This window comes from Ginsengibacter hankyongi (assembly GCF_008710285.1).
Taxonomy (GTDB): domain Bacteria; phylum Bacteroidota; class Bacteroidia; order Chitinophagales; family Chitinophagaceae; genus Ginsengibacter; species Ginsengibacter hankyongi.
On sequence record NZ_VYQF01000001.1, the window covers coordinates 92,388 to 117,013 of the forward strand.

The following is a 24,626-nucleotide window of genomic DNA, read 5'->3' on the forward strand; positions in this document are numbered from 1 at the left end:
TGTAAGTTTGAATTGCATTATACTTTAACCGAAGATTTTACAAACGTAATTTTTTTTAGCTATTGAATAAGAATATTCTTTTCATTTTACTGCTGCTACAGGTTATAAACACACAAGCACAAATTTCTGTGGAGAGATTATTATGCGACTACCAGGAAAATCCAATTGGAATAGATAATAAAAGACCGTCGCTGAGCTGGCAACTTCAATCTTCTCAAAGGTTTGTACAGCAAACTGCTTACAGAATATTGATTGCTGATGATTCCTCATTGCTTCAGAAGAATGAAGGCAATATATGGGACACAAAAAAACTATTATCGCGACAATCATTATATATCCGGTTTGCAGGTCAAAAATTATTGCCGGTAAAAAATTATTACTGGAAGGTGATGGTGTGGGACAACCGTGGGAATGTTTCTTCCTGGAGCCACATGGCCAAATGGCAAATGGGTTTGTTGTCAACAGGTGATTGGAAGGATGCAAAATGGATCGGGTACAATAAACTCCCCGACTCACTGCGGCTGGTGCCTGCAATTGATAATGCCGGCGATAAAAGATGGACGGAAGGCGCAGACACTCTGCCGCTGTTAAGAAAAGAGTTTACCATAAACAAGCAAATAAAAAAAGCAACTGTGTTTATAACAGGCCTAGGACAATTTGAAATGTGCCTGAATGGAAAAAAAGTTGGCGATCATTTTTTAGATCCGGGATGGACGAAATTTGATCAACAGGTTTTATATGTAACCTTTGATGTAACCAGTAAATTACGGCAAGGAGTAAACGCTATTGGTGTTATGTTGGGCAATGGATTTTACTATATGCCCGGAGAGAGATATCATAAGTTGAAAGGCGCTTATGGTTATCCTAAAATTATTTGCAGGTTAATAATTGCCTTTGCTGATGGCAGCGAACAAAATATTATCAGCGATCAAAGTTGGAAAGCATGCCCCGGTCCGGTTACTTTCTCAAGTATTTATGGTGGTGAAGACTACAATGCAACCTTGGAACAAAAAGGATGGAATGAGCCGGGATTCAATGATAACTCATGGCGACAAGCAATTATCGTTAATAGTCCGGAAAATTTGGAAGCACAATCAGCATATCCATTGAAAATAATGGATGAATTTAGGGTTCAAAAAATTACAGAACCCAAGCCCGGTACGTGGGTTTACGACATGGGCCAAAACGCATCGGCTATTCCGCTGATTAAGGTTGAAGGTAAAAGAGGTGACGTAGTCAAAATTATCCCGGCAGAATTATTAGATGATAGCGGCCTTGTAATGCAGACTCCCGTTGGTACTCCCGTCTATTTTAAGTACACGCTCAAAGGTGATGGCGTTGAAACGTGGCACCCTCAATTTATGTATTATGGTTTTCGATATATCCAGTTGGAAGGGGGCGTACCAGAAAATAAAACAAATAAAAATGAAGTGCCCGTGATAAGAGAACTAACGAGCCTCCATACCCGAAACAGTGCCCCTACTATTGGACGCTTTACCTGTTCCAATGAATTATTCAACAGAATTTTTAAGTTGATCGGTTGGGCCATCAAAAGCAATACCGCAAGCATTTTTACAGATTGTCCGCATCGCGAAAAATTGGGTTGGCTGGAGGAAGCTCACCTGGTTGGTAGCTCCATTCGATATAATTATGACATTGCAACTTTATGTCGCAAAGTGGTAAGAGATATGATGCATTCGCAAACAGTAGATGGATTGATACCGGATATAGCACCGGAGTATGTGACATTTGCAGGAGGCTTTCGTGATTCCCCTGAATGGGGAAGCAGCGGAATTATTTTGCCATATTATCTGTACCAATGGTACGGCGATAAACAAATATTGGAAGAAAGCTATAGCATGATGAAGCGCTACGCGGCTTATCTCGAAAAGAAATCAAAAAGTCATCTCCTTTATTTTGGTCTCGGCGATTGGTACGATATAGGACCTAATAATTTAGGGCCATCGCAACTAACACCCGAAGGTATGACCAGTACGGCTTACTATTATTATGACCTGACAATCCTTTCAAAAGTAGCCGTCCTTTTGCATAAAAATGAAGATGCAAAATTCTATGAGGCATTAAGTGAACAGGTTAAAAAAGCCTATAACGATACATTCTTTAATAAACAAACAAAGCAGTATGGCGCCGGCAGCCAAACTGCTAATGCCATATCACTTTATATGGGCCTTGCAAATGTGGCTGATAAGAAAAAAATAATTGATAATATTATAGAAGACATCCGTAAACATAACAACGGCGTTACTTCCGGCGATATAGGATTCCGGTATCTGTTACAGGTGCTGGACGAAGCTGGCCGCTCTGATGTAATATTTGATATGAACAGCCGCGCAGATGTTCCGGGCTACGGGTACCAGTTAGCCCAGGGAGCAACATCGCTTACAGAATCGTGGCAGGGCAACAGGATATCATCAAATAATCATTTTATGCTGGGGCATTTAATGGAATGGTTTTACAGCGGGCTTGGCGGAATTAAACAAGCAAAGAATACGAAAGCATTCAGCCACATTATCATTCGCCCTGAAGTGGTTGGTGACATTACTTTTTCCAAAGTAAGTTTTTTATCACCTTTTGGAATGATTACAAATAACTGGGAAAAGAAAAAAGGACTATTTACAATGAATACAAAAATTCCGGTTAACACAACCGCCATAATTTATCTGCCTGCAACTATTGGTAAATCAATAACTGAAAATGGCAAACCCATATTGAACCGCAATGACATAAAGTTTCTCGGATTTGAAGAAGGAAAGGCACTATTAAAGGTTGGTTCCGGAAGTTATTTATTTATTGTTAAGTAATATGATAATATATAACCGCCCGCTTGTTTAAGATTTGTCGCATAGTCTTTCACGTTAGCCGCATTAATATACTTCTTTCTATTTCCAGGTTTGCCGGGTAATATAAGACAGGCAGGTCCTGGGGTAACCCTCAGATCATCATCAACTGAAAAATCATAAATAAATTATCGTAGTTGAAAATAATTCTCTTCTTTTGTCAAGACATTGATGTTATTGTTGCTACAGAAAAAGTACTGCATAAACCTTTAATTTGTATAATGAATCCAAGAATATGTATTGCTATTTTATTAATAGCAACTTTTCAATTTTGTTTTTCACAAAATAAAACCGCGTATATAACCTGGAACCCTGCCGATGATAGCGTTCAGGTATTGGAAGGACAGGCATGGTCCCATGAGGTGAAAGATTTTTATGATCGCCTGCCCGCAAGGGCTGAGCAGTCCGTTCGTGAGCCCCTGTGGAAACTCTCAAAAAACAGCGCTGGCTTGCAAATTCGTTTTCAAACCAATGCCAGTGAACTCATCATCAAATACCAGGTAACAGGTATATTGCAAATGCCGCACATGCCTGCCACGGGTGTGAGTGGAATAGATTTGTATTCAAAAACAATTGATGGCGCATGGCTTTGGGCAGCGGGAAGATATTCATTCGGAGATACAATTACTTATCATTTCACAAACCTCCTGCCTAACGACCAGCATGTAAGTAACAGGGAATATACTTTGTATTTGCCTTTGTATAATTCAGTAAAATGGATGGAGATATCGGTTCCAAAGGAAGCTTCGTTTAAACCATTGCCCGTTCGTGCCGATAAACCCATCGTTGTGTATGGAACGTCGATTGCGCAAGGTGGTTGCGCTTCCAGGCCCGGGCTCGCATGGACTAATATTTTAGGAAGGAAATTAGACAGACCCGTTATCAACCTTGCCTTTTCAGGCAATGGAAAATTGGAAAAAGAATTGATAGACCTGTTATCAGAAATCGATGCCAAAATGTATGTACTGGATTGTTTGCCCAATCTTACTTCACCTGATTATTATGCAACAGGCGAACTCAGGAAAAGAATTGTGAGTTCCGTCACTGAACTTCAAAGGAAGAGGCCACATACTCCGATTCTTCTTACAGATCATGATGGATACACCGACGGAGACATGAACCCTGTGAGAAAAAACGAATATGTTTCAACCAACAAAGTTTTGAGAGAAACTTTTGATTCATTAATTGCGGCAGGGGTAAAGAATATATTCCGGTTGTCTAAAGAAGCCATCAACCAGGATATTGAATCCACCGTAGATGGAACTCATCCCAATGATATCGGTATGATGCATTATGCAGACGCTTATGAAAAAGAGATAAAGAACATTCTGGGAGAAACCGAAGGGTCCGTTTCAACAACGATCCCTGTTACCCAACGACGGGATGCCAACAGTTATGATTGGGAAACAAGGCACCGTGAAGTGATGCAGTATAACAAACTGCATCCGCCAAGACTTATTTTAATTGGCAACTCTATAACTCATTATTGGGGCGGCCAACCTGCGGAACCAAGGCATAACGGCAGCGCTTCATGGGAGCAGTATTTTACTCCCCGAATAACAACTAACATGGGCTTTGGATGGGATAGAATTGAAAACGTTTTATGGCGGGTATATCATGGTGAACTGGATAGTATCGCCCCGAAACAAATTGTACTGATGATAGGCACAAACAACCTGCAATTGAATACAAATAAGGAAATAGCAACAGGATTACAATTTTTAATAAAAGTGATCAGGGCAAAGGAACCTAATGCTCATATATTAATGATGGGGATTTTTCCGCGAAGGAATATGGAAGATAGGGTTGTGAGGCTAAATAAAATGCTGGCTAACGTAGCCGCACAATCGAAAATAAATTACGCCGATGCCGGAAACCTTCTTGTTAAGAAAGATGGAAAAATTGATGAGTCGCTTTTTTTAGACGGATTACATCCTAATGCAGTTGGCTATGGGAAGCTGGGTTTTTTTATAACTGCTCATTTGGATAAGATGAAATGAAATTGTTCTCTCTTTTAATTAACATGCTAAAGAAATAATAACCGATAAATAAATTAATAATGAAAAGAAATCTATTTTTTTGCCTGCTGCTACCGGCTGTAGCTTTTATTTCATGCACTGCATCCAAAAGCTCTGTGCTAAACCAGCTGTCAAAAAAGGAAAAGAAACAACGCTACACTTTATTATTCGATGGCAAAACGATGGATCAATGGACCGGCAATACTCAAAGTTATGTCCCTGAAGATGGCACCATAACCATACACCCTGAAAAAGGTAGTGGAGGAAATGTTTACACCAAACAGGAATACAGCGATTTTGATTTTCGTTTTGAATTTAAGCTTACGCCGGGAGCAAATAATGGAGTGGGCATCAGGGCTCCCTTAGAAGGCGATGCAGCATATGTAGGAATGGAGATACAGGTACTCGATAATACAGCTGATGTATATAAGGATCTCCATCCCTATCAATATCACGGCTCTATTTATGGTGTTGTTCCGGCAAAACGAGGTTATTTAAAACCTGTTGGGGAATGGAACTACGAAGAAATAATTGCAAAGGGACCAAAAATTAAAGTGATATTAAATGGTACCGTTATTACTGATGTGGATATCACCAATGCCAGGGAAAATGGAACCATGGATGGAAAACAGCATCCTGGTTTGAAACGCGATAAAGGGCATATCGGTTTCCTGGGACATGGCTCGGTAGTACAGTTTAGAAACATCCGGGTAAAAGATTTATCGGTACACTAATATACCAGACTATTTGAAAATATTACATTTAATTAGGCAGGTGAACTTGTTTTCTGTTGATTTACTTATTGTTACCGGGTGATCCTCCCCGATGAGTTCATCCAGTGAAGGAGGGAGAAGTATGCCCTGTTGTTGATGGTAGGCTTTGAAAGCCACACTCAGTATGCGTTTTTACATATAACTAAGTTAACAATAACATACGCTCCTATGTAAAGCGGTTCTAAGAGAGGCTGACATTTAATAAAGTTACTACATAATATGTTTTTAAAACGATGTGGATTTGAATGATTGTAATTGGGTGCAGCTGAGTTATGTTATAAAAGCTGATACAATCATTCAAAGGCGCAGCGGAACATTTTGTTTTTTAATAATCAGCTCCGCATCCTTAATTGATGGCGGAAAGTAATTCATGACATTATCTTCACTATTTTACGAGCGTTACATTAAGGCTGAATTTTGTCCGATAACAGTCTAACTCAACAGCTGCTGCAACAATTTGAAAAATGTTCCTGCTTAAAAATTCCTAACCGAAAAAGCAATCATTTACTCAACAAGTATTTTTATTATTTAAAAAGAGTTGTGTTATTAAACCCTTCTAACAAAATGTAAAACAAATTTACCATCCGGCGCAGGTAGGCAGAATCGACGTTCTTAGCATTTTATTATATGATTTTAGCAAACAAATGTTTTTTTCCTGCGCCGGCATGAATAGCAGACTTCGACATTAGAATTTTTCTATTGTACGGAATTGGTGGGCCTTTAACGATGAGTTTCCGCTTTAATTAATTTTTTTAGCATAAGCAGAAAACCTGCGCCGGCTGCATCGGCATGCTTAAAATATTCATTAACAACAATCGGGGATTGCGAGGGGAAAGAATTATTGTTACCTCTAATAAAAACATACCGGAACAACAAAAGTAAGCTGAATAAGCAAAGCCGGTTTGCTTAATATTTTCAGGTGTTAAATTTTGCATTTTAACCAATAATTAACCTATATTATCTTTTAAAGTTAAAATTCTTGGCCAGATGGAATATATACGATAACCTTTCGACAGAAGTTTTTTACAAGATTGCTAAAAACTGATATGAAACCACAACTATTGAAAGTATCTGCTGAACCCGCATGTTCCTTCAGCGTTAGACAAGACAGGGTCCCTTATGTAAATAACCGTTGGCATTACCATCCTGAAATTGAATTGATTTATTTTAAGGAGGGGCGCGGAACTCAATTTATAGGCGACAGTATCAGCCTCTTTAATTCAGGCGATGTGATTTTAGTAGGCGCCAACCTTCCCCATTACTGGAGTTTTGATGAAACGTATTTTAATTCTCCAATCGAGGAACCGAATGTATTTGTCACTCACTTCTGCGATTATTTTTGGGGAAAGGATTTTTTGACCATTCCTGAAAACCTGCCCATAAAAAACATTTTGGAAACCGCTAAAAGAGGGATACAAATAATGAGGCCAACAAGACAATTTATCGGAAATCTTTTAGAGAAGATGCTTATATCAGATGGGTGCAATAAAATAATATTAATACTCGAAGCGCTCGTTAATATTGCTCATTCCGGCAATTATAAAATACTCTCATCCATTGGATTTCAATATAATGTCCATCAAACAGGAAATGACCGGATCAATTCCATTTATGAATTTTCTTTAGCGAATTACAAGAGAAAAATTCTAATGGAAGAAGCAGCAGCGATAGCCTGCATGAGTCCCAATTCTTTCTGCCGGTATTTTAAATCCAAAACAAGAAAAACATACTCCAATTTCCTGATTGAAATCAGGGTTGGGATTGCCTGTAAATTATTGATTGGGAATAATTTAAGTATAAAGCAAATTTGCTTTGAAAGTGGGTTCAATAACTTTGCAAGCTTTCACAAATATTTCAAAATGATAACTGGCAAAACTCCGTTGAATTATCAAAGAGAGTTTATCTCAAAAAATTAGCGTCGGATGGTTACCGTGGGAATCTAACCTACTAAATATACCTTTAGGATCCTGGCACCGTGAGCTCATTTGGCTAGAAGGATATATGTTGGATAATACGCATCATAAAGCATCTATATTCATGAAGCATTTATCCTATTCCCATTATTGAATATATGGAAGCAGTTGGTACAAGATTTTACTTTACGAATATTACAATAAGTGCAAAATTATTTTATGATTTATTCATTAGATTCCTTCAAAAAAACTTCCGCAGGGTAAATGTAGAAGCTCATGAAGATTAACCTTCAAAGAATTAATTACATCGCTGAGTACAATTCTTTCTAAAAATGGGTTGAATACATGTTTTACCGGTGGGGCCTTCATCAAGATATTTAGTTGTTTTAAACCCCAGTGAGCATCTATTTAAATGATTTATGAATGGATACACTTTCCTTTAAATAAAAAAGGCTGCCCTTTAAGACAACCTCTTTAAGTATCAGTTTAAGAGAAATTATTTAGTTGTTTCCTCTTTCTCATTCATTTTCTTCTCTCTCTTAGATTTTTCTTTTTTATCTTTTTTCCTATCTGCTTTTGAATCTTCTTTCTTCATGTGTTTGTGATGCTTTTTATGATGCATTGCAGTAGAATGATGATGCTTAGATTTAGTGCTTTCCTGGCTGAAAGCAGAGAAGGAAATAACAAGAGCACAGATAGCAATTAATAAACTTTTAATCTTCATGATGTTTAAATTTTAGTGTTAATTTTTTTATTTACAATACACCAGTGCTCGTGTATCTAACAATATGCCACATTTTTTTACCGGAGTTTTATATGCATTGCTTCACGAATGGCCGATAATATACATATCGGGGAATGGGACTGAAACCTCGCGGGGCTTAGTTAATGAGTTGAATTATTAGTCCCTGTCATCATCACGGTATATCCTATGGCGCCTTGATTCTCTTCCCCAAGATCTGCAAGAATGATCTTCCCATCCTCTTTGATTACCGCGTGGATAATCGTATTGATTTCTCCTCATATCTCCTCTCTCCTGATTATCTCTGTCTTTATGATATCCGTAGTCATTTTGATTATTCCGGCTATTCCATTGATTATCGCTATAACCTCCATTACCATCACGAGAGTGTTGTGAATATTGATCACGATTGTATCCGCCACTTTGTTGCGACTGGTATCCGTTACCATCAGTTTGATCGTTGCTTTGTCGACGGTGACCGGATTGTGCAAATCCAGTGGTTAAACAACCAGCAAAGAATACTAGTGTAATAATTTTTTTCATAATTGTATTTTTAAGATTGGTGATTTAATACGTATATGACAATGCATTTATGAGTATGTTTACCAATGAAACGTTAATACAGAATTGCTACAGAATCGAGCATAGATCAGGATTTTGGTTAACGTCATAGAGAGAATATTAAAATGTCTGAAAGACAAGGTTAGGGCCGGTAATGTAATATGCAGGTCCCAGCAATGAACTGTATGAGATTAAGCAGGTAGGTTTATAATAAATTCAGATCCTTCCCGTTCAATTGTACTTACCCTAATTTCACCGCCATGTGCTTTGAGATATCATAGCTCAATGATAAACCTAACCCTGTTCCTTCACCAGTTGGTTTTGTGGTAAAAAATGGCTGGAAGATTTTATCTATTACTTTTTGTGGGATGCCATTACCATTATCCTTCACTGTTAGTATTACTTTATCGCCTTCCTTCTTTGTAGTTGCGGAAATCGTGGGCTCATATCCGTTAGGCTGTTGTTTTGCTTTTTCATTTATTGCATAAAATGCATTGTTATATAAATTCAATAATACTCTTCCAATGTCCTGCGGAACGATGTCGATCTTTCGAATGCCATTATCAAAATCTGTTTTAAAGCCTGCGTTGAACGGTTTATCCTTTGCTCTTAGTCCATGATAACTTAACTGCAAATATTCGTCAGCCAAAGCATTAATATCTGTTGGTTCTTTTACACCTGTGCTTATCAGTGAGTGTTGCAGCATACCTTTACAATAGCATCTGCACGCTTGCACGCACAATTTTAATGGGATTCAACCAGGAATGGATAAGGCGGCAGGGTGACTTTTTCGTGGAATCACCGATCAACTTTTTAACGGCTATTATCTGGTTTCTTCGCCGCTACCAGAATGGTGAATTTTGCACTCTTTCCCACGTCATCGAGTTAAAGCAGGTTGAATATGATAAGCTGTTTACCGTCTTAAAAACTGAAAAGGAAATTGAGGTGCTAATCAATCCTTTTGTAACGGCTTATGTCAATGATGTAATGGAACAGTTAGAAGGAAAGATAGCGACCGCGAAAGTAGCCATGGCCCGATTATCTTCGCCGCAACTTATTACGTGCTCTCAGGGAACGACTTTACATTGGATATTAATAATCCACAAGCACCTAAGATCGTTTGCATGGGTAACAACCCACAGAAGCTGCAGGTATATGGGGCTGTGCTTTCGTTATACATTTCCCGGCTGATCAAAATGGTAAATAAGAAAGGGAACCTGAAAAGCAGTTGATTTTATCAACCGCATCTTTGACGTTTTTCTATTGGACTATTCTGCGTCCGCCACTTTAAATCTTCAAAATAAAAGCATCAACAATAAACTAAATATATGTTTAAATTATAAAATTTAGAAATTATACCGATTTTATTTAAAACCATGTACAACCAGTTTAATACCAGAAATAATATTGATCATTTTTTAGAACTATGCGAAAGGCTGTTAGTAGTGCCAGCCTCTCGCATAGAGACAAAATTTAATAAACAGCAATCAGTATCAATTAAATAAATGCCTCAGTTCTCCTTCGATTAAATGAATTTCAAAAAATTACCAACCGGGATTTTGCTTTAATCCCGGGTTGAGGTTCAGTTCAGTTTCAGGAATTGGCCATAAATAATCACGGTTCTTATTGAAGTTTGGCCGAATCAACACTCGGTAATCACTGGATGGAGAACCTACATAATTTGTCTCATCATATACCGGATCTCCAAAGGAGTCAAATGCTACATCAGGATATTGACTATATTCCCCCAAAAGTGGTCTGCCGAAAATAGGTCTGGTCATAATTACTTCTGCCCGTTTCCAGCGAAGAAGATCGTCCCAGCGCAAGTTTTCGTTCCAAAGTTCAATTTTGCGCTCATAACGCACAAGATTCCTCATTTCGGACTGGCCTAATGCTACAGTTACTATGGGCATGTGCACATCGCTACGCCCCCGTACCAGGTTGATAGCGTTTAAACAATCAGCATCAATCTGATTCAGTTCAATCTTTGCTTCGGCATAGGTTAATAATACTTCTGCATACCGGCATAGCATGAATGGCGTTTCACACTGGGTCAGACTGCCTAAGTACTTGAAATCGTAATATTTACGCACCAAATAACCGGTAAATGAAGTAAATACAGTGGATGCATAACTATCCAGATTCTTTACCGACACGCCTTGACTGTTCAATGTAGTGGGTTTATCCGCACGTGTTTCATAAATGTAACCATTCCACATATCTCCTGGCAGCACAAAACAATAACGCAGGCGTGGATCACGGTTATCATAAGGCTTTGACTTGTCATAAAGGGGAGATTTACTTATGTCCAGTCCGTCAGTGCATTGATAAGAATCTAGCATATTTTGGGTTGGTACAATGGTTGTATAACCACCAGAAACAGAACGGGCAGATGTATATTGAGGAAAAGCCGTTGCATTACCCGCAGTATAAAGGTGCATATTTGTCAAAATTTGCTCCGTATTGGCTGGGCTATTTAAGATGGCCTCTGTAAATAAAGTTGAATAATTAGGCATCAAACTGTATTGCTTGGAATCGATAACAATTTTTGCGGCGGCGGCGGCTGTAGCCCAGTCATTATTTTGTAGGGCAGCACGTGCTTTGTAGGCCATAGCTGCACCAGCTGTAACACGCCCCAGTGTTTTCACCGCGGAGCCGGTTAACAAAGCGTAGGATTGATCAAAGTCTGCGTAGATTTTTTTCAACACTTCAGCCCTGGGAGTACGCGTAACAGACTTTCCTTCTCCAACTGAGGAAACAGGTTTATCAAGATAGACCACGTCACCGAACATATTTGTCAGACGCAGATAATAGTTCGCACGCAGGAAATAAACTTCACCTTCGAACTGTTTGATTTTGTCAGCAGTCAGTGCACTTTTATTTTCTTCAATCTTTTGTAACATCAGGTTACATTGAGCAATTCCCTGGTACATATTGAGCCATAGAGTCCTGAAATGTCCTTCTTTGAAATCCAGGACAGACATCATCACATTTTGTGCAAAACCGCCGCCACGGATGAAAACCGTTTCAGCCAATGCATCATAACTAAACTCAGGTGCAAAATAGCCGTTGTTTCCGGCTACTATAAATTTGTAACAAGCATTAACTCCTCCTTGAACTTCAGTTTCGTTGGTATAGAAAGTACTTGCAGAAGGGGAATCCAGTGGATAGCGCTCGAGCGCCTTATCACAACCAGTAAAAAGCATAAACACCATAAGGGGCATATATATTAAGTTCTTCTTCATCTTTATCTTTTTTAGTTATCTATTGTTATAAAAATTCTATTTCCACTCCAAATGTGTAAGTTGACAGTATCGGTACATAATTATTTGTACTTTCAGGCGATTCCGGGTCTATCCCTACCGGCATTTTACTCCATGTAACAACGTTATTGCCGCTTACAAAGAATCGTACATCCGCGATGCCGGCCTTTTTCACCAGTTGAGCTGGCAAAGTATATCCTAGCTGAATATTTTTCAAACGCAAATAGGCTGCATTGATAAGCCAGAAGGAAGATGGCTGTAGGTTGTTTGACTGCTGATTAATTGACAGGCGGGGTGTGGTTGCATTTGGATTAGGGTTTGCTTCTGACCACCGATCAAGGTGTTGTACCAGCAGTGTGGATGCATTTTGGAATGGATAAGCATCCCAACCCGCATCATAGGAATCATGTTTTCCCACTCCCTGTAAAAACAGGGCAAAGTCAAATCCTTTATAGGCAGTATATAGATCAAGAGAATAAGTATACCGGGGAATTGGATTTCCAAGAACAACGCGGTCACTACCTGTTATTTTATTATCAGCATTTAAATCTTTATAACGAACATCCCCACCCTGCAATTTTCCAAACTGCGCCACCGGATAAGTTCTCGCATCCTTGAAGGAAGGGAAAAGACCATCTGCTTGTAAACCGTAATAGGCATCAATTGGTGAACCTACCTGTAATACATGGGTGCCATTTATCTGCGGGCCAAGCCCGCCCAGATTAGTGATCTGATTTTTTACGTCAGACAAAATACCCGTAACCTTGTAATAGAATTTTCCAATGGTATTGTTGTGTGAAATAGTTATATCATAACCTTTGTTTTCTACAGAACCTGCATTTTGCTTTGGCGAGTTGGCATAACCCATTACTCCGGGGATAGCCATATTGAGCAGAATATTTTCTGTTTGCTTCTTGAACCAGTCAAAGCTTACCTCTAGTTTTCCTTTAAAGAAAGATAAGTCGGTACCAAGGTCAATCATGCTGGTCGTCTCCCAGGTAATATCATTCAAAGCATAATTAACGGGAGCGTATCCGGGATTCAGCACACCACCAAAAACTGTGTATCGATTGGTTGCGATGTTCATGGCAAAAGGGTAATTTGATCCCAAGCCGGATTGATTTCCCAGCTTACCCCAGGAAGCACGCAACTTACCATTTTGCAGCCAATTGATATTATTCATAAAATTCTCTGAAGAGAAGCGCCAAGCACCGGAGAAAGATGGGAAAATTCCCCATTTATAACCGTTGGCAAAACGGGAAGAGCCATCATATCTAACATTGGCTTCAAACAGGTACTTACCAGAATAGGCATAGTTCAAACGACCAAAGTACGACTGTAAAGCCCATTGGGTGGTATATCCGTTCGTAATTTGTCCGGTAGGATCATATGCATTGATCTCTTCAAACTGCTGGAAATTATTTCCCTGCCTGCTTCCGTATAATTCATTAAAATTATTGGTAAGGTACTGGTAACCTGATAACAAAGTTATATCATGCCGACCAATGGATTTAGTATAGGTCGCCAGTGCGTTGAGATCATTTTCATTCGTTACATCCCTTGTTTCATACATACTTGCCAGTGCACTCGGTTTATATATCACAACGCCGGTTTTGTAATCATAAAGAGATGTCTGTTTGGTAACACCCTTGTAAGCGTCAGTATTTATTTTCGGGGTGTATGAAAAAAGAAATTGCATTCCTTTAAAAGGAGTTATTTTGGTATAGATCCTCGCAAGGATTTCCTGATAATCTTCGTATCTCATGTTCAGCTTATCAAATATCGTTTGCATAGTGTGGGGTGTTCCTGCATAACTAGATCCCCAGACGCCATTTGAATAACGTGTAGGGTAGATGGCAGGTTGTCTTAGCATCCCTTCAATTTCAGTACCGGGGGCCGCATCATTTATATGCGTATTGCGAGAGGAAAGATCGAAGCCAAATTCTAAGTATTTACTTACCGTGTAACTGTTGTTGGACCTAATACCATAACGCTTGTAGTCCGTGTTGGGTAGATTTGAATTCTGCATAGTGAAGTTCAATGAAGTATTTGAATTAAACTTCCCATTACCTACAGAGAACCCCAGGTATTGTTGGGTCTGGGCTGCGGTATTCTTATAAGTTTCCCGTATCATGTCAGAATTTGGATAGGCATCGCGATCCGTTGCATTTTTCCATGTATTGATTTTATCAGTGCTATACACAGCCCCACCTGCAACACCTGCATCATTGCGCAAATCATTCCCGTTGGCTTCATTATAGAGCGTCATATAATCCCATGCGGTGGCATTTTTAGGAAGGTTCAAAGGCTTTGTAAAACCAACGGAACCTTTATAGGTTACCATAACCTTGTCGGATTTCCCTCGTTTGGTGGTAATCAGAATTACACCATTTGCCGCACGTGAACCGTAAATAGAGGAGGAAGCTGCATCCTTTAGGATGGATATACTTTCAATGTCGTTCGGATCTACCGCATCTACGGAAGAAGCAACTCCATCAACTAACACCAACGGATTGTTATCATTGATAGTACCAATACCCCTGATACGAATTGAAGTGTTCTCTTTACCGGGCTTACCATTATTAGAAGTAACTGTTACCCCGGCTGCCATGCCTTGCAAAGCCTGCGAGGTCTGAAGCGTGTTTCTTCTTGCAAGTGATTCACCCTTTAATGCTACGATAGAACCCGACAAGTTAACCTTCTTTTGGGAACCATAACCTACTACCACCACCTCGTCCAAATTACCATTTGCCCGAATAAGCTCTACGGATAATTCTTTGCCGAAAACGGGCTTTATTTCCACAGTTTGATAACCTATCCCGGAAATAACAATTAATTTACCGTGTGGTACACTAATAGCAAATGCACCATTACCATCAGTAATGACTCCTGATGTTTCTCCTTTAATTGAAACAGAAGCACCATCCACGGCTTTTCCATCAACTGTTTTTACAGTACCCTTAATTACAGCATTTTGGGAAAACACTTTTACGGTACTTAGCTGAAAGAGTAAAAAGAAAATAGTTAGTGCAAATAAAGGAGTCAATTTTTTCATACAGCAATTGTTTAGTTATTTAGTTATTATAATGCAATAAATCTTTTCGATATACCTATCTTGAAGATTAGTACATAATAAAGGTATTCTTAATCATATTACCATATTAAAAGGAAGTAAAGCAATAATCAATAATATCTATCGAAAACGATTCCGCAATCCTTTTCGATAGATATACTATTTTTTTGAAGGGGATTATTATTGGAAAAATTCAAGGGGAAGTGATAAAAAAAATGAAAACGCTTCTGGATTTATCACAATATTATTTCCATGTTAACCTCAAAGTCTTTTCCAATAGGGATCACACAAAACTACAACACCGCCAAAAGCGACTAGCTAGTGTACACAAAAATGAATAATTCTTCCTGACTGCTAATTAACGTATCACATACACCACCAGCGAATCCTCGCTCTTACTGAGTTGTTTCCTTTTTCTTTACGCCAAATGGATAAGTTAAATTTTATTTGACTTTGGTTTGCAGCAGTGGTTGGAAATTTTCTTTACTCACCAGCAGGATAATTTCTGCGTTTTCTATATACTTTAGAGCCTATATATTAAAGGATGTAACTGGTGGTAATTGATGAGCATTTACGGATTTAATTATAAAAGGCTCGCCTGTAAGGATTTCCATCTTCAGCCAACACAATCGTTTATTTTTCATAGCCACACTTACCAGGACTTGCCTTCGGCTCAGGTCATTAAAATATGCAATTATCAGCCATTAGGTAAAGCAGAAAATACCCGTCTTTCACCGTCGCAACTTGGTAGCAACATTCCGGTATTGAGTCGACATCACTCAACGACGTTTCCATAACTAGATTTTTACCTTCTCTTCAGTATAAAAAGTATTTGCATTAAACTACCTGACACCCTTACTGTCAGTTAAAAATTGTTGCCGGTTTTTAATGGCATCATCTCCCTGCCCAATGCAGATATAAGATGCTGTACCCGTATAGTTAGAGCTGTCTGATTAACTTGAGTCAATTTTCGGCCAGTGGTCCACAGATTTTCTACCAAAATACTGTCTTTATTGATATGGGGTGGGAGTGGAACAAAGCATACAAAGCCAATAAATGCGAACAGTGGCGGTGCGACATATACGGACTGGCAACTTCCTTATCGGGCGTTCGCCGAAGATCAGTAACATCAGTTCTACCTACATGAAAATTAATTCCGTTATGTTTTTGAGAAGCATACACTACCATACCTATATGACCTATATGACCACTACCTGTAAACTTTTCCTCGGTACTATTTCCCCCCAACAGCAGGTATTTTCAGTGGAACCGCGACATTAATGGAATATTGCCTATGATTTATCCCCAATGCGCCAAACAATAAAACCGGCAATCCATTTTCGGTGTATAAGCAGGGCCGTTCCAGTTTGTCTTCTGAAAGAGTTCCATCATCCATCTGTACGTGATTGGGCATTACTTTGGGATATTTTGTTGGCAGCCAATCAATCCCATTTGTCGAACTAAGCAAGGCCAACGCACCTGCCTCCCCTGTAAACTTTCCTACCACATCCCTTACGATGGCATAATTGCTTTTTTTGTAGCTCCATAAATAAGGGTCTTCTGCAACCATCCATTCTTTGCCTCCATCCTTCGCTTCAAAAACAGGTGACGGGTGTTTCACAAAAGGTCCCAATAACGATTTTGAAAAGGCTACACCAAATCTTACCCGGCCTCCTTTCATGGTGCCATTTTTCGCTACTTGTTTGTAGATCAGGATTACTTCCCCCTTTGAATCAACCGTGATAGCAGGATTGGATACCAACAATGCATCATAAGCAGTTGAATCTTTACTGACATCCAAGACGGGCTGATCAAAGCGTTGCCAATCTCCTTCAGGATCATCCGTTACTGCTACGCCTATTCGCTGGTTGTTTCGGTATTCCCACCAGTTGGGGTTATCGTATGATGTGTTTGGTTGAACAAAAGATCTGCCTGTTGACCCCATGTAAAAAAGATAGTATTTCCCATTATACTGAATGACGGCTGGATTATGGGTACAAACGCCATCCCAATATTGATTGCCACGTGCCGGAAAAACTACTTTTACATGGCGATAAGGACCTTCGGGTTTGTCTGATTTTGCCAGGGCTATTTCAGAATTTGTAATCCAGGCTTCATGGCCACACGCTTTTGGCCATCGGCTATACAACATATAAAACTTTCCGTTTTTGCCCTTTGTAACAGAACCGCACCAAATATTGTAGTTGGAGTCAACGAACTTATTTTTTTCAGGAAGCGGTTGCACCATGGAACTGATATCAACTTCATCCATTGAAACCAGGTTGCCTTTTTTGTCCAGTTTAGGATACTGAGCAAATGAGGGAATACAAAAACCAATCTGCAAAAACGTAAATACAATTTTCAGGGCATTTTTAAACTGTAAAGAAAACATGTCTTAAAAGTTTATATTTAATAAAAATTTGCTTCAGGTAATAGCTTCAAAAGCACTATTTTACAAATTCTGGCTGAAGAGACGTCCATATTGCATTCTTCCTGGGTCCATTGGCAGTCCGCAAAATTAATGTTCATCCATCTGTATCTTCTGTTGATCGAGTTTCAGGTTTCCAGAAGTCTAACATCGAAATATACGCATCGTTTTGCCTAAAAGGAATGACGACGAATTTGCTCCGTATGCTTTCCACGCCTTTATTTTAAGGGTATCTGTACATTGTACGAATGTCCCTGCGTTTCATTTACGGCACAAAGCAAAGCCACCAGTTTGCCATTTTCGAAGAACAACTGCGGCCTTTCCAACGCTTCCAGTTTTTGGGTGCTTCCATCTGCCCATTTAATATTTAAGTCAGACACCAGAGGGTGTTTGGCCAGTTTCCAGTCCAATCCATCAAACGAATAAAAAAGCACCAGGCTTCGGCCTGCATTCGTAAAAGAGCCTTTCATATCTTTTACTATGGCATAATAGCAATTATCCTGATACCAAACAAAAGGGTCCTCTGCCGGAAAGTCAACATCTTCGACGGTAAAAACGGGTTTGTTTTGCTTTAGGAATGGCCCTTCCGGACGATCGGCAATAGCTGTGAGATGAACCACAGGGCCACCAAAAGGTTGTGGTTTTTTACGGGCAACTGCTTTATAAACCATCAGGAAGCGGCCATCAGGCATTTGTGTCACCGAAGGATTGGCCACCATCTGTGCATCATGGGCAGTGGTGTCAGAAGAAATATCAATGATAGGTTTATCAAACCGTTTCCAAGGTCCGTTAGGGTCATCGGCAATGGCTACCCCGATGCGCTGATTGTTGCGATGTGTCCAGTTCAATTGCGGGCTGGTTATTTTCCCATCTCCAAAATTTCCCACATAGTAGAGGTAATATTTCCCGTTGAAGAAATGAACCGTCGGATTGTGTGTGTACATTCCATCCCAGTATTCAGCGCCACGATGTGGTAACGCGATATCTTTAAACTTAAACGGGCCAAAAGGCGAATCGGAAACAGCATGAGCAACTTCTGAACTAGTGACCCAGGCCGACATTCCATACCTACGTGGCCATCGGGAATAAAAGAGATGGTATTTCTGGTCGATATGCGATTTGACAAGCGTACCGCCCCAGATATAAGAAGTATCGCTTATGAATTTCGCCGACATGGGTATGGGTTGAATCATACTACCAATATTTAAATCCTGAGCCTGGGTATTTACCACCGCAAACGACAAAACAATGCAACATAATGCTAGCGGATTTACATTAACTATGCGCTTCCTATTCATTTCTATTTTTTCATTTTTCATGCTAAATATTTTAAAATTTCTGTTATTTAAAGTGTGGCTTAAAACATTCTGGGGCTTTATTTTAAACCTCTTATTAACGATCTGCTTCACTACTTGCTCTTCCCCTTCGAGCTGCCAAAATACTACTTCAAATCTAACCATCGACTAACTACGCTACATTCATCGACTTTTCGAGTCTCAACATAGACTGCAGGGGATAGTGCCATAAGTCATCTTCGAAAAATACTTACACTATTTTAACTTCACTTTCATAATCCTCTGCAAAGCATAAGACAATGAAGTTTTTTAGAGATGCTCAATTCTGAAAGGAAATAATGCACGAGTTTAACTTTTTGACAGTTTTTGCATCCCACCAAATTTCAATATCAACCATCCAACTGGATGCAGAAACGCCATTACAATAAACCACCATGAATACCCTTGACCCTGAACAGCATCTAACACTGGACTAAGAAGAGCATGCAACCCTTTATCTAAAAATCCAGTTGCTTTTGAAGAAGTTCCGGAAACCATTGCCGCCACTATTGTGTTCATGAGAATCCCCCCAATTGTACTACCTGCTGCTACAATACTAAATACGGTTCCGAGGGAATGCTTTGGTACTACATCTAATACCAACGAGCTGATATTAATTAACCAAGCCAGAGAAGCCATTACCGCACATATAGTAATTGTCATTGCGAAATTCAAACCTGTTACCTGGCTGATTAATGGAGAAAGTGGCATTATACAAGCGCAGCCAAGCATGACCCATAACCTGCTTTTTACAGGCGCTACTCCTTTCTTCACAAGACGGCCCGACAGCCACCCTCCGAGCAAACTTCCAACACCCGCAGCTGCATAAATAACCCAGGTGATTTTCAACTCCTCTTGTGAAAGATGCCTGTCACTGCTTAAATATTTGGGAAACCAAAACTGATAAAAATACCAAACCGGGTCAGTGACCAATCTTCCAATCAACAACAACCATGTACCCCTGAATAAGAATACCTGCTTCCACGACCAGGTATTTTCTTTTGCTGAATCTGCCGGATCATCTGATGCAGCATCATCGTTGATGAGTTGAAGTTCAGCTTCAGTAATCAATTTAGATTTTTTCGGTTGCCGATATACCATTATCCATGGAATCAGCCACACCAATCCAGCCATACCGGTGAGTATGAAAGCCAGCCGCCAACCGGTCCCCTGTCCAAGCCAATTAGCAATAGCGGGCAAAGTGGAAGCATAATTGTAAGTGGCCAGCGGAATTACAATATAAGGCGCTATTGTTGCTCCAATGGTTGCTCCCATTGTATAAAGCCCGATAGCAAAAGCCCTTTCCTTTTTTGGAAACCATTCAGACACGGCCTTAGATGCAGCCGGCCAAATACCTGCCTCCCCTAAACCTAACGCAAATCTGTAAACACTTAAAGAAGCGATACTACTTGCTGCAGCGGTAAGGGTATTTGCAATAGACCACCATGCTACAAAAACAAACATGCCTTTTCTTGTTCCTATTTTATCAGAAATGCGTCCGGACAATAAATACGCTATGGTGTATGCAATAAGGAAGATGTTTACTACATTGGCATAGTCCTGCTCATTCATATTCAAATCCTTTTGAATAGTAGGCGCTAATGACGACAAGGTTTGCCTATCAATATAATTCAGTACTGCGGCAAAGAAAAGCAGCACCACAATCCACCAACGCAAATTTTTTATTTTCATTTATTGTCTTTTAATCATTATTGAGCATACATTATTAAGTTAATCGTAAACTGTCATAGTGAATAGTCACTGGTGAGTGGGCAAAATATGAGAAGTCTGCAATCATCGACCGCTATTCACCATTCACGAGCCATAAACCGATGCGCCAATTCTCACTTTATGTAGCATTAGTTCCAAATCGGGCGTAATACCGACTTTTGAAAGGTTGCATCCCACCCGGTGTCGTTACAAAAAGGCTTTGAGGAGGTAGGTATATCGAAGAAATATGCTTTCAACCCAGCTTTCGAAGCAGATATATTCTGCGCCAGCAATATAAGTGAAAGCATAGCAAAACACATACACCTACGAATCTCAGTATGGCAATTTTTATTAGAAAGAGTTTAATCATAATATCTTTTAATTTGCTTAAGCTAAAGCAGATCGCTAAAAAACCAACTAGCACATATTTGCTGATTGTACGTAATACTATGCATTCAGCTTAACTTTAAAGTTTACAACTTAACCTTATAACTTTCACTCCATTCACTTTGTATTTCGTATTGTTCAAACACGCACATCCTTACATAATAAGTTACCCCTTGCTCAAGATCGGGTATATAACAGGCGCCTTTATTTTTTATCTGCACGGTATGTGTATTCAATGAAAAATCCGGCTTGGTACTGTATTGCACTTCATAGCGATATTCGCCTTTTTCACTACTATAACCTATGCTGATTCCATTTTGAAATGCAGTCACGCCCTTAATTACAGGTGGCAACTTACCATAGCTTTTAATGGCTTCATTGTGAATACTCGATTTGGCTTCACCAAAACTATTGATGGCTAAAAGTTGTATTTGGTAAACCTTGCCAATATTATTTCCGCCTGATAATTTATCAGTTTCAATATAGTTATCAATGGTATTTACTGTTGAAATATTGAGTTCATTTTCGCCATACAACAATTTATATTCGGTTGCAAAATTTACGTGGTCAAAAACAACCCGTATTTTGTTTCCATCGTTAAAAACTGCTCTTATAACCGGTTTCTGTGGAACAACATAATAGATGGTGGTATCCATCAATGTATAGTTGGTAGGACTTACCAATGATATTTTTCTTGCAGCGATTTCCTGGTTAGTTGCTTCATGTTCAAATGATTTGGTAAAAGCAGCATCTCCGGGATTTACTGTTTCGATGATAATGGTGGATTTCTTTATTGACTGCCCCTCCTTTCCAATATCTTCACAAACCAATTTATATTCCCTTAAAGTGTAAGCGGGTAAATCCAATTTGTTTCGTGGCTGAAGATTCACTTCGGTATTATTGTTATTATTTTTTACAGTCAGCAACCTGAAGGGTGCGAATTCTTTTCTGATAATTTCAAATGCCCTTTTTTTATTCCCGTAAACATCCACCAAGCCCCAATCCCTATTTTGATCTATTTTACTATCCCATGAAATATTGGAAGTACGGTAATCACTTCTGTAATCATTGTATGTCCATAAGGAAGCCCCAAAGCAATACTCCCTGTCACGAAACTCGTTGAACATTTTTGGAAAATTTCCGGTGGAAGTATTGATGTCTTCACCGATTAAATTACCTCCACATTCCGAAATAAAAATTAATTTACCCGGCTGGTTGTTATGCACTAATTCAACATTCTTCCCCCACCCGCCATAGGTATTATAGGGAACAAAATCTCCAAATTGGGAAGGATCTTCCTTTTGATTATTTGCCGTATGGGAAACCAACACCACCAGTCGTGAATTGTCGAGACTATCTTTCACAAACTGTATCGCCTTTTCTCCATATTCCATCACTTTTGTATTCCTTCTTTTGTCACCAATTTCGTTGCCTACACACCAGCCGATAATAGAAGGATGATTGAAGTGATTGCTGACCAATTGACGCATCCATTGCCTTGCAATTGGATTGGCAGGATCCGTTAGTTTGGTAGTACCCCAAAGCGGTATCTCAGCAATTACCAATATGCCTTTTTCATCCAGGTAATCATACACATCTTTGGGCAGGGGCATATGTGAAAGCCGCGTAATGTTTACACCGAGTGTTTTCATATTATCAATGTCCCGTTTAAAAACCTCCGGTTGTAGCGTATTACCTGTAAGCCGGTCATCAGCTACCCAGTTAAGTCCCATCGCCCTTACGGATTCTCCGTTCAGTAAAAACTTGCCATCGGCAATTTCCACTTTACGGATACCAAAACGATCTTTTATTTCATGAATGATGGTATTTCCTTTTTTTATTTGAACTTTCAGGTTATACAAATTTGGAAAATCGAAGTGCCATAATTGAACATCTTTTGCGGCGAGCGAAAAATTAATTTCCGCGTTATTAAGATTACTATTCACTACTGATATTTTCTTCGAACCGCTTTTAATCAGCTTGCCTTTAAAACTAAGTTCATACATTAAATCAACCACTTCATTTACCTTGTTACCATTAAAGATAGCCGCATTGAAAGTTATTGCAGCAGTGCCCTTTTTAAGATCCGGTGTAGCTGTTATTTTTACAGATTCAATGTGTATTGGATCATCCACCAGCAATGTTACCGGACGCCTGATGCCACCCCAACTCCAGTAAGCACCACTTCTAAAACTATTGTCGGCACATACCACCAAACAGTTTTTTGCCCCAGTCTTTAATTGTTCGCTGATGTCAAAATATGTGGAAAAGAATCCACCGGTAACATCGCCAATCAATTGATCATTCAACCAAACTTTGTAGTTGATGCCGACTGCTTCAAAATTCAACCGCACGCTTTTTCCGGTTATACCAGCAGGCGAATTAAACACCGTTCTATACCATCCCTTACCTGTAAAATCGGCGTACTCATTTCGGATATCCCAATTACCCGGCACGGGCAACTGATCCCAACCGGCATCGTTATAGCTGCGGTTAAACCATTGCTGCGTTTCTCCCTTGTCGTAATAATCTGCTTTAAAATTCCACATTCCATTGAGGGAAATTTTTTGTCCGGAAATTGATTCCATATTTAAACCTGGTGGAATTTGCTGCGCAAAAAGAAATGACAGACTCCCAATAAAATACGCAAGCAGAAAAACACTGATTGAAATTATTCGTTTCATGATATTGTAAAAATTAATTTTTATACCGTTTTTAAATTTGTCAAAGAGGAATGATGCACCAATAATTATTTAGCTAAACATTTGTAAACATATTTCGCCACCTTTTCTCCAATATCATTTAATCCATCCTGGTTGTAATGCACATTGTCTTTCATCCAATTTCGTTCAAAGAACAGGTTGGTGTCTTCATACGCTACATATACCCGTTTCATTTTTTTGGCAACGGCCGCCTGTATCTCCCTAACGATATCATTGCCTGCTTTGGGCCTGCCTGACTGGTATCCTGTTTGAACAATAAAGAAAGGAAGTCTTTTACCATACCTGTTCTTGAAACGTTTGATCAAACTTTCTAAGGATGCTTTAAATGCTTCGCCTGTTTCTTTGCCATCGTTGATGGCATTGGCATCCCGCTCGCCCTGCATCCAGATGATACCCGTTAATAGAATGCCTGATTTATTGATTGCCTTGTTTGTTTTTTCAACGGCATCAGTAAACAATTTCCCACTGGTATCCCATGTGCCGTAATTGTCCAGTTCTGCATTTTTGCTACAGGAACTTCCACCCCTTGCTGCCATTAACACAACTACTTTTTCCTGAGTTAATCCATTCAACGCTTTTGCAAAAGAAGGAAGCATGGTTCCTCCTTTGTTAGTCGTTTCCAGGCTTTTCCACTTTTGTCCGGCAGGATCTTTTAATAATTTTATTGAATCCAACAACACATCGTATTCATAGGCATTTATACATACATTCAGGTTACTCTTTCTGCTATCGCCGTGCCCAACTGCATTGCTTTGTCCGGCCAATAGAAACGACTGCTGTGCATGCACATGATTACTTATCAATAAGAAAATAAACAATAGGTTTTTAAATGCAAGTTTCATG

Annotated in this window: 15 protein-coding genes; 5 read left to right on the plus strand and 10 right to left on the minus strand. The window is 39.4% G+C overall.

The genetic code is table 11. The features are described from left to right. Positions 1-128 precede the first annotated feature (128 nt). From FW778_RS00400 to FW778_RS00415, 4 genes are all read left to right on the plus strand, one after another. Positions 129-2,822, plus strand: coding sequence for a family 78 glycoside hydrolase catalytic domain (locus FW778_RS00400; protein WP_235905988.1), 2,694 nt, complete (start codon positions 129-131; stop codon positions 2,820-2,822). A 257-nt stretch (positions 2,823-3,079) separates the two neighbouring features. Continuing rightward, on the plus strand, positions 3,080-4,858 hold the full coding sequence (locus tag FW778_RS00405) for an SGNH/GDSL hydrolase family protein (protein ID WP_150412604.1): 1,779 nt from the start codon (positions 3,080-3,082) through the stop codon (positions 4,856-4,858). A 59-nt stretch (positions 4,859-4,917) separates the two neighbouring features. Next, positions 4,918-5,610 carry a 3-keto-disaccharide hydrolase gene (locus FW778_RS00410; protein WP_150412605.1) on the plus strand — a complete coding sequence of 231 codons (693 nt, stop codon included), beginning with the start codon at positions 4,918-4,920 and terminating at the stop codon, positions 5,608-5,610. 1,085 nt (positions 5,611-6,695) lie between these two features. Further along, complete coding sequence (locus FW778_RS00415) at positions 6,696-7,565, plus strand: AraC family transcriptional regulator (RefSeq protein WP_150412606.1); 870 nt, start codon at positions 6,696-6,698, stop codon at positions 7,563-7,565. A gap of 493 nt (positions 7,566-8,058) precedes the next feature. Here the strand turns inward: FW778_RS00415 and FW778_RS00420 are convergent, their stop codons facing one another. The 3 genes from FW778_RS00420 to FW778_RS00430 form a co-directional block, all read right to left on the minus strand. Further along, entirely contained in the window at positions 8,059-8,286 is a 228-nt protein-coding gene (locus FW778_RS00420; protein WP_150412607.1) for a hypothetical protein, read from the minus strand. Between the two features lie 177 nt (positions 8,287-8,463). Beyond that, positions 8,464-8,847 (minus strand): hypothetical protein, encoded by a 384-nt coding sequence (locus FW778_RS00425; protein ID WP_150412608.1) that lies wholly within the window; start codon positions 8,845-8,847, stop codon positions 8,464-8,466. A gap of 259 nt (positions 8,848-9,106) precedes the next feature. Then, positions 9,107-9,571 carry a sensor histidine kinase gene (locus tag FW778_RS00430; protein WP_235905989.1) on the minus strand — a complete coding sequence of 155 codons (465 nt, stop codon included), beginning with the start codon at positions 9,569-9,571 and terminating at the stop codon, positions 9,107-9,109. Here FW778_RS00430 and FW778_RS22950 point away from each other — a divergent pair. Further along, entirely contained in the window at positions 9,556-10,056 is a 501-nt protein-coding gene (locus FW778_RS22950) for a hypothetical protein (RefSeq protein ID WP_202552011.1), read from the plus strand. The two genes, FW778_RS00430 and FW778_RS22950, sit on opposite strands and share 16 nt — an antisense overlap. A 353-nt stretch (positions 10,057-10,409) precedes the next feature. Here the strand turns inward: FW778_RS22950 and FW778_RS00440 are convergent, their stop codons facing one another. From FW778_RS00440 to FW778_RS00470, 7 genes are all read right to left on the minus strand, one after another. Further along, entirely contained in the window at positions 10,410-12,110 is a 1,701-nt protein-coding gene (locus FW778_RS00440) for a RagB/SusD family nutrient uptake outer membrane protein (protein WP_150412609.1), read from the minus strand. 25 nt (positions 12,111-12,135) lie between these two features. Continuing rightward, positions 12,136-15,183 carry a SusC/RagA family TonB-linked outer membrane protein gene (locus FW778_RS00445; protein ID WP_150412610.1) on the minus strand — a complete coding sequence of 1,016 codons (3,048 nt, stop codon included), beginning with the start codon at positions 15,181-15,183 and terminating at the stop codon, positions 12,136-12,138. Positions 15,184-16,435: 1,252 nt separating this feature from the next. Further along, positions 16,436-17,593: a glycoside hydrolase family protein gene (locus FW778_RS00450; RefSeq protein WP_202552012.1), complete on the minus strand. Its 1,158-nt coding sequence runs from the start codon at positions 17,591-17,593 to the stop codon at positions 16,436-16,438. 254 nt (positions 17,594-17,847) lie between these two features. Beyond that, positions 17,848-18,948: a glycoside hydrolase family protein gene (locus FW778_RS00455; RefSeq protein WP_202552013.1), complete on the minus strand. Its 1,101-nt coding sequence runs from the start codon at positions 18,946-18,948 to the stop codon at positions 17,848-17,850. A gap of 324 nt (positions 18,949-19,272) precedes the next feature. Continuing rightward, positions 19,273-20,655 carry an MFS transporter gene (locus FW778_RS00460; RefSeq protein ID WP_150412611.1) on the minus strand — a complete coding sequence of 461 codons (1,383 nt, stop codon included), beginning with the start codon at positions 20,653-20,655 and terminating at the stop codon, positions 19,273-19,275. 491 nt (positions 20,656-21,146) lie between these two features. Next, positions 21,147-23,648, minus strand: coding sequence for a glycoside hydrolase family 2 protein (locus FW778_RS00465; protein ID WP_235905990.1), 2,502 nt, complete (start codon positions 23,646-23,648; stop codon positions 21,147-21,149). 161 nt (positions 23,649-23,809) lie between these two features. Next, entirely contained in the window at positions 23,810-24,625 is an 816-nt protein-coding gene (locus tag FW778_RS00470) for a sialate O-acetylesterase (protein ID WP_150412613.1), read from the minus strand. Between the last annotated feature and the right edge of the window lies 1 nt (position 24,626).